Source organism: Micromonospora echinofusca, assembly GCF_017614955.1.
In the GTDB taxonomy this organism is placed as follows: Bacteria; Actinomycetota; Actinomycetes; order Mycobacteriales; family Micromonosporaceae; genus Micromonospora; species Micromonospora echinofusca_A.
In genome coordinates this window covers 1-7,758 of sequence record NZ_WVUH01000336.1, presented here as the reverse complement: position 1 = coordinate 7,758, position 7,758 = coordinate 1, and the positions used below count along the sequence as shown (strand labels likewise).

Genomic DNA, 7,758 nt, shown 5'->3' with positions numbered 1-7,758 from the left:
CCTGTGACACGTCGGGACCGGCCCGACCCACGGTGGTGGGTCCGGCAGCGTGGGACGGTACCGGCGGCACCGGCGCGGGGCGCGGCGACGGACCGGGCGGGGGTGCCGGCACGGCCCGGCCTGCGACCGGCGGTGGCATCGGGGCGTTACCGGACTGCGGTACCACCGGCGGTACCGGGGCGTTACCGGACTGCGGCACGACCGGCGGTACCGGGGCGTTACCCGAGCGCGGCACCACCGGCGGCGGTACCGGGGCACTGCCGGACTGCGGCACGACGGGTATGCCACCGGTGCGGGGGGCCGGGCCGGCTCCGGTGCCGTCAGGTGCCCGACGACGTCCACCGGTCGCACCCGGGTGGGTCACCTCGCCGGTCGGTTCCCCCCCGGCGTCCCGCCCTCCGGGCCGACTGACGCCGGGCGGCGGTGCGGCCGGGGTACGCGGCGGAGCCGGGCGCCGATCCGGCGCCGGTGCGACGGCGGGCGGCGGTACGGGGCCATCCGGCACCCGGGGTGCCGGGGGCTGCGGGCTACGCGGCTGACCCGCCGGCCGGACCGGTTCACCGGGCCACGGACCGGCAGCGGCGACCCCGTCCGGTCCCAGCTCGGTACGCTGCTGCTTGGCTGTGCGGAGGTCGTCGATCCAGCCGAGTTCCTCGGCGCTGACCGGCTCCTCGGCCGGTTCCTCGCCTCTCCCCCTGCCCCACCGGCGTCCCTTGGTACGCCCGTCCCGCAGGTCGTCGGTACCGTCCTCCGGTCGGTCGGAGCGCCCTCTCACTGGTGTTCCTTTCCGGCTTCGCTGCCGTTCTCGCCTGTCGCCTCGCCACCTGCGGGCCGGTCGTCGGCCGGCACCCGCTCCCCGGCCCGCGCCGGGGTGACCGTCGCGGCCGGGGTGGGCGGCTCGGTCCGGCCCGGACCGTCCGCCGCCGGAACCGGCCCCTGCCCGCGCACGATCCGGCGCAGCAGCGGCAGCCGGCCGGCCACCGCGCGTTCCGCCCCGTGCCCGCTCGGCTGGTAGTAGTCCACCCCGACCAGGTCGTCCGGGGCGTACTGCTGGGTCACCACGCCCCGGTGGTCGTCGTGCGGGTACCGGTAGCCGCGCCCGTGCCCGAGGCCCCGGGCGCCCGAGTAGTGGGCGTCCCGCAGGGACCGGGGCACCCCACCGCCCCGGCCGGCCCGCACGTCGGCGATGGCCGCCCCGATCGCGGTGGTCGCCGAGTTCGACTTCGGCGCGGTGGCCAGGTGGATCACCGCGTGGGCCAGGTTGAGCTGGGCCTCCGGCAGGCCGACGTACTCCACGGCGTGGGCGGCGGCGGTCGCCACGCCGAGGGCACCCGGGTCGGCCATCCCGACGTCCTCACTGGCGAAGATCACCAACCGGCGGGCGATGAACCGGGCGTCCTCCCCGGCGACCAGCATCCGGGCCAGCCAGTGCAGGGCGGCGTCCACGTCCGAACCGCGCATGCTCTTGATGAACGCGCTGGTCACGTCGTAGTGGGCGTCGCCGTCCCGGTCGTAGCGGACCGCCGCCACATCCACCGCCCGCTCGGCGACGGCGAGGTCGATCTGCCCGGCACCGAGCGCCAGCGCGGATCCGGCCGCCGCCTCCAGGGCGGTCAGCGCCTTACGGACGTCACCGCCGGCCAGGCGTACCAGGTGGTCCTCGGCGTCGGCGGCGAGCGTGACCGCGCCACCGAGCCCGCGCTCGTCGGTGACCGCGCGACGCAGCAGGCCCCGCACCGCGTCGTCGGTCAGCGGTTGCAGGGTGAGCAGCACACAGCGGGACAGCAGCGGGGAGATGACCGAGAAGTACGGGTTCTCGGTGGTCGCGGCGAGCAGGGTGACCGTCCGGTCCTCGACGGCGGCGAGCAGCGAGTCCTGCTGCGTCTTGCTGAAGCGGTGCACCTCGTCGATGAAGAGCACGGTGGGCCGGCCGCCCGCCCGCCGCTCCCGGCGGGCCGTCTCGATCACCGCGCGGACGTCCTTGACCCCGGCCGACAGCGCCGACATGGCGACGAACCGGCGGTCGGTGGCCCCGGCCACCAGGTGGGCGATGGTGGTCTTGCCACAGCCGGGCGGTCCCCACAGGATCACCGACATCGGGCTGGTGCCGGTCACCAGTTGACGCAGCGGCGAACCGGGGGCGAGCAGGTGTTCCTGACCGACCAGCTCGTCGATCGTCACCGGGCGCATCCGCACCGGCAGCGGAGAGTTCCGGTCCGGTGCCGTAAAGCCGTCGACACGCACCGTACCGGTGGGCGCGCCACGCGCCTCGCCCGGCTCGGCGAGGGAGAAGAGGGCGTCGGACTCCATCACGGAGACAGTACCGGCCCGGCCCACGGGCGACGAAAACGCGGCGTGGGCCGAGCCGGTGATGATCGTTCCGGGTCAGCCGCGACCCGGCCGCCGACCCCGGTACCAGCGCCCGCCTCCGCCGCCGGTGCGGCCGGCACCGCGACCGACGCCGGCCAGGTAGAGCGAGAGCAGCAGCAGCCCGATCAGGGTCAGGGTCTGCCAGTTGAACAGGTCGGGCGCGCCGAGGTCGGTGCCGAGCAGGTCGAGCAGGAGCGCGAAACCAAAGACGACAGCCGCAGCGATAGCAAGCATTCCAGTCCTCCGGTGGGGGTTACCAGTAGGTCGACCCCGATGTACCCGAACGGACCGATCGTCAATCGCCGCCCCGGACGGGCTGTGAGGAGTGCAAGGAAGGGCCCCCTGTTATCGCTTTTGGTAGAGGAAGGGTCCCCTCTTAACCACTCGACGACGCGACCGGCACCGGGGCGTCCTCGACCCGGGAGACCGTCCGTCGGCCGGCCCGCCAGGCGGGCAGGTACAGGGGTGCGGCGCAGGCGAGTACGACAGCTCCGGCGAGCAGGGCGGTGCTGACCGTGGTGGCCCCGGCCAGGGCGGTCAGCACCACCCCGCCGAGCGCACCCGCCGGCAGCGAGACCATCGAGTTGAGCGAGATCACGCTGGTCCGGTACGGGCCGTCGACCTGCCGGTGCAGCAGTCCGACGTGCAGCGGGTTGGCCGCACCGTGTACCGCGTAGCAGGCCAGATAGGCGGCGAGGATGCCGACCGGTCCGGCAAGCAGCGCCATGGCGACCACGGTGCCGCCCTGCACGACGTGCAGCAGCGCGGCCGTCGGGGCGGTCCCGAGCCGACGGCTGACCGGTACGGCGAGCGCGGCACCGGCGGCCGAGGCGAGCCAGGCGGCGGTACTGGCCGGTCCGAGCAGGATCGCGGCCCGGTCCGGGTCGCCGGCCACCTCGGCGAGCCGGACCGGCAGCAGACCCTCGAAGGTCACCATGCCGAAGCCCCAGAAGAGTTCGACACCGACCAGGGCCAGGAGCACCCGGGAGCGGCGCAGCAGCCCGAGGGCGCCGCCGATGGTGGCCGGTACGGCCCGCAGCGACGCGCCGATGCTGGCCCGGCCGGCGGCCGGCCGGCTCTCGGTGAGCAGCAGCAGGTGCGCGATCAGGGAGAGCAGTTGCAGGACGGCGGCGACCAGTACCGGGACCGTCAGGGCGGTCACCGGGATGGTCAGGACGTGCACCGGGCTGGCCGGGCCGATCGCCACCAGGGCGCCGCTGAGCAGTGCTCCGGCGCCGACGGCCAGCCCGGTGACCACCCCGCCGGCGCCGAGACCGCTCTCGAAGTCGGCGGCCGGGTCGGCGGCGAGGGTGCTGTCGACGTACCAGGAGTCGAGCGGGCCGCTGTCCAGGGCCCGGTGCACGCCCTGGAGCAGGAAGACGACCAGGAACAGGGTGACCGTGTCGGCGACGGCGAAGAACAGCAGGGCGACCAGGTGCAGCACACCGGCGGCGAGCAGTACCGGTCGGCGACCGAGCGCGTCGGCGAGCCCACCGGTCGGCAGTTCCAGGGCCAGGACGGCCACCCCCTGGGCGGCCAGGACCAGGCCGATCTGGGACAGGGAGAGCCCGCGTTCCTGCATCAGCAGGATCATCACCGGGAAGAGCAGCCCCACCGGGACCCAGCGCAGCCCGTGCAGGACCAGGTACCGTCGGCGGACCTGCCGGACGCTCAGCGCGCTCACCGGGTGTCCCGGGGGCGCGGGTATCCGGCAAGGAAGAGCACCACCTGCTGGGCGTCCTCGTCGTCCGGGGTCGGATCGTTCCGGTACCGCTCGATCACCTGCCACAGCTCGTCGGTGAGCGTACGCAGCCGGGCCGGGCCCAGGGTCAGCAGGATGTCCCCCATGCCCGCGACGTCGCGCCACTCGCGGGAGTAGTCGTGCTGGACGGCCAGCCACCGGTCGGCCTGCTCGGCGAGGATGCGTACCTGGTCGGCCTGGATCCACTCGGCGGCGGCGCGGGCGTCCGGGTCGTGGTCGAAGTCGGTCGGTTCCCACGAGCTGAGGTGGTGCGCGGACCGCCACCACCGTTGCCGGGCGGTGCCCCGGTCCGGGTCCTCGACGACGAGCCCGACGTCGGCGAGTTGGCGCAGGTGGTAGCTGGTCGCGCCGGTGTTGGTGTCGAGGGTGTGGGCGAGCATCGTCGCGGTGGCCGGCCCTTCGGCGCGCAGGATGCCGAGCAGCCGGATCCGCAGCGGGTGGGCGAGCACCCGGATCTGCCGGCTGTCGAGGTGGACGGTCCGCTGGTCGTCGCGCTCAGGCATGAATGCACAATAACTCTGCACAGAAGTTGTGCACAAGTTCTGTGCACTTTTGGTGCGGACCTCGGAGACGGTGCGGTTACCGGTGGATTCAGCCGGCGAGGAGTTCGGCGGCCCCGCGCAACCGGGTCCGGAGCACCTCGGCAGCGCGCACCCCGGTCAGCCGGATCTCGGCGGGGCGCCCACCACCGGACTCCGCGATGGTCATCGTGCGCAGCCGCCGGGCGTCCAGCCCGTACCGGCGGGCCACCAACCGGCCCAGGTCGAGCCGGCTCACCCCGTCGGGACCACCGGCGTTGAGGGTGCCCGCGTAGTCGCCGGCCACCAGTTCCAGGACCGCGTCCGCCAGGTCGGCCACGCCCACCGGGCAGCGGACCTCGTCGCTGTAGAGGGCCGCCCGGCCGGCGAGGGCGTCCAGGCAGAGCCGGATCTGTTTGCTGTGCTCGTCGCCGAGGATCAGCGAGGTGCGCACCAGTGCGGCGGACGGGTCGACCAGCCGTACCGCCGTCTCCGCCGCCGCCTTCGCCGCGCCGTAGGCGAAGACCGGCGACGGCGGTTCGTCGTCGTGGTACGGCTGCGACCGACCGCCGTGCACCGCGTCGCTGGAGACGTGCACCAACCGGGCGCCCCGCTCGGCGGCAGCCGCCGCGACGTGCGCGGCGCCGTCGGCGGTGACCGCCCAGTCCGCGTACAGGTAGGCGCTGCTCACCACCGCGTCCGGGCGCACCGTCGTGACCAGCGCCCGCACTGCGGCGCCGTCCCGCACGTCGAGCCGCCGCCAGTCAACGCCGTCGATGGGCACGGACTGCCGGTGGTACGTCCCGACGACGTCGTGCCCGGCCACGCGTGCCCGCCGGCACACCTCGCCACCGAGGTGCCCGCTGGCCCCGACCACGAGCAGCCTCACCGCCGCCACCGTCCCGCCACCGCCCACTCCCCCGTCGTCGCACACCTGCCCAACGCGCGTTGATCATGAAGTTGTTGCCCCGACACGCCGTGCCAGTGGACAACAACTTCATGATCAACGGCAGGTGCGGGAGCCGGGACCGCGACACGGCGCCGAAAGCGGCGGACGCCGCGGGCGCGGTCGGTCAGACCGGGTCGGCGACCGGGGCGGCCGGCCCGGCGGTACCGGTGTGCGGCACCGCCGCCGGCTTCGGCTTGGCGTCGATCCCCGCCTCGGTACGCTGCTGCGCGGTGATCGGCGTCGGCGCCCCGGTCAACGGGTCGTAGCCGCCCCGGGTCTTCGGGAAGGCGATCACCTCACGGATCGAGTCCGCCCCGGCGAGCAGCATGCAGACCCGGTCCCAGCCGAAGGCGATACCGCCGTGCGGCGGCGGGCCGTACTTGAACGCGTCCAGCAGGAAGCCGAACTTGTCCTGGGCCTCCTCCGGCGTGATGCCGAGCAGGTCGAAGACCCGCTTCTGCACGTCGCCCCGGTGGATACGGACCGAACCGCCACCGATCTCGTTGCCGTTGCAGACGATGTCGTACGCGTAGGCCAGCGCCCGGTCCGGTGCCTCCTCGAACCGGTCCACCCAGTCGGCGTTCGGCGAGGTGAACGGGTGGTGCACCGCCGTCCAGCCGCCCTCGTCGGTCCGCTCGAACATCGGCGCGTCGACCACCCAGCAGAACGCCCAGGCGCTCTCGTCGACCAACCCCGCCCGCTTGGCGATCTCCACCCGGGCCGCACCGAGCAGCTCCTGCGCCTCCCGGGTGTTGGTGCTGGCGGCGAAGAAGACCGCATCGCCGGGCTTGGCGCCGACCGCGTCGGCGAGCCCGGCCAGGTGCGCGGCGGAGAGGTTCTTCGCCACCGGCCCCCGTGCCTCGCCGCTGGTCGCGTCGAGCACCACGTACGCCAGACCACGTGCACCGCGCGCCTTGGCCCAGTCCTGCCAGCCGTCCAGCTCCTTGCGGCTCTGACCGGCGCCACCCGGCATCACCACCGCACCGACGTACCCGCCCGCGTCGATCGCCGAGGCGAACACCCGGAACTCGGTGCCGCGTAGGTAGTCGGTCAGCTCGGTCAGCTCCACGCCGTAGCGCAGGTCCGGCTTGTCCGAGCCGTACCGGGCCATCGCGTCGTGCCAGGTGATCCGGGGGATCGGCCGGGGGATGTCGTGCCCGGCCAGTTCGGACCAGAGGGCGGTGACGATCTCCTCGCCGAGGCCGATGACGTCGTCCTCGGTGACGAAGGACATCTCGATGTCGAGCTGGGTGAACTCCGGCTGCCGGTCGGCCCGGAAGTCCTCGTCCCGGTAGCAGCGGGCGATCTGGTAGTACCGCTCCATGCCGCCGACCATCAGCAGCTGCTTGAACAGCTGCGGGGACTGCGGCAGGGCGTACCAGCTGCCCGGCTGGAGGCGGACCGGGACCAGGAAGTCCCGGGCGCCCTCCGGGGTGGAGCGGGTCAGCGTCGGGGTCTCGATCTCCAGGAAGTCGCGCTCGTGCAGCACCTTCCGGGCGATCTGGTTGGCCCGCGAGCGCAGCCGCATCGCCTTCGCCGGGCCGCTGCGGCGCAGGTCCAGGTAGCGGTACCGCAGGCGGATGTCGTCGCCGGCCTCGACCTGGTCGTCCACCGGCAGCGGCAGCGGCGCGGCCTCGGAGAGGACGACCAGCTCGCTCGCGGTGACCTCGATCTGGCCGGTGGGCAGCTCGGGGTTGTCGTTGCCCTCGGGCCGCCGGGTCACCTCACCGGTCACCCGCACGCAGAACTCGTTGCGCAGCGCGTGCGCCGAATCCATGCCCTCGCGGAACACCACCTGCACCACGCCGGAGGCGTCCCGCAGGTCGACGAAGATGACACCGCCGTGGTCGCGTCGGCGGGCCACCCACCCGGCGAGGGTCACCGTGCTGCCGGCGTCCGTCGCGCGCAGGCTCCCGGCGTCATGGGTACGGATCACGAGAAGCGTCTCCTCATCTGGATCGGTCTGCCCCCGCATTCTGTCAGGGCACCCCGTACCGTCCGGCGCCACCCGGCGATCCGGCCGGATCGGCTCCCCATTCGACCCCCACCTGACGACGGCACCGGACACAGCAGTCGATCATGAAGTTGTTGTCACGTCATTCGGCGTGTCGCGAGAACAACTTCATGATCGACGGGAGAGGTCGAAAGGGTGGGAGGTC

Annotated in this window: 6 protein-coding genes and 1 pseudogene; all 7 read right to left on the bottom strand. The window is 73.6% G+C overall.

From position 1 onward, the window contains the following. A pseudogene (locus GSF22_RS27515) lies at positions 1–775 on the bottom strand (hypothetical protein); the annotation flags it as partial. Further along, positions 772–2,310, bottom strand: a complete 1,539-nt coding sequence (locus GSF22_RS27510) for a replication-associated recombination protein A (RefSeq protein ID WP_208816648.1) — start codon at positions 2,308–2,310, stop codon at positions 772–774. The pseudogene GSF22_RS27515 and the gene GSF22_RS27510, both read right to left, overlap by 4 nt. 75 nt (positions 2,311–2,385) lie before the next feature. Next, positions 2,386–2,604, bottom strand: a complete 219-nt coding sequence (locus tag GSF22_RS27505; RefSeq protein WP_208816647.1) for a hypothetical protein — start codon at positions 2,602–2,604, stop codon at positions 2,386–2,388. A gap of 142 nt (positions 2,605–2,746) precedes the next feature. After that, positions 2,747–4,054 carry an MFS transporter gene (locus GSF22_RS27500; RefSeq protein WP_208816646.1) on the bottom strand — a complete coding sequence of 436 codons (1,308 nt, stop codon included), beginning with the start codon at positions 4,052–4,054 and terminating at the stop codon, positions 2,747–2,749. Next, positions 4,051–4,635 (bottom strand): winged helix-turn-helix domain-containing protein, encoded by a 585-nt coding sequence (locus GSF22_RS27495; protein ID WP_208816645.1) that lies wholly within the window; start codon positions 4,633–4,635, stop codon positions 4,051–4,053. The genes GSF22_RS27500 and GSF22_RS27495 overlap by 4 nt, the downstream gene beginning before the upstream one ends. Before the next feature lie 88 nt (positions 4,636–4,723). Next, complete coding sequence (locus tag GSF22_RS27490) at positions 4,724–5,539, bottom strand: sugar nucleotide-binding protein (RefSeq protein ID WP_208816644.1); 816 nt, start codon at positions 5,537–5,539, stop codon at positions 4,724–4,726. Between the two features lie 184 nt (positions 5,540–5,723). Next, positions 5,724–7,535, bottom strand: coding sequence for an aspartate--tRNA ligase (gene aspS, locus GSF22_RS27485; protein WP_208816643.1), 1,812 nt, complete (start codon positions 7,533–7,535; stop codon positions 5,724–5,726). Between the last annotated feature and the right edge of the window lie 223 nt (positions 7,536–7,758).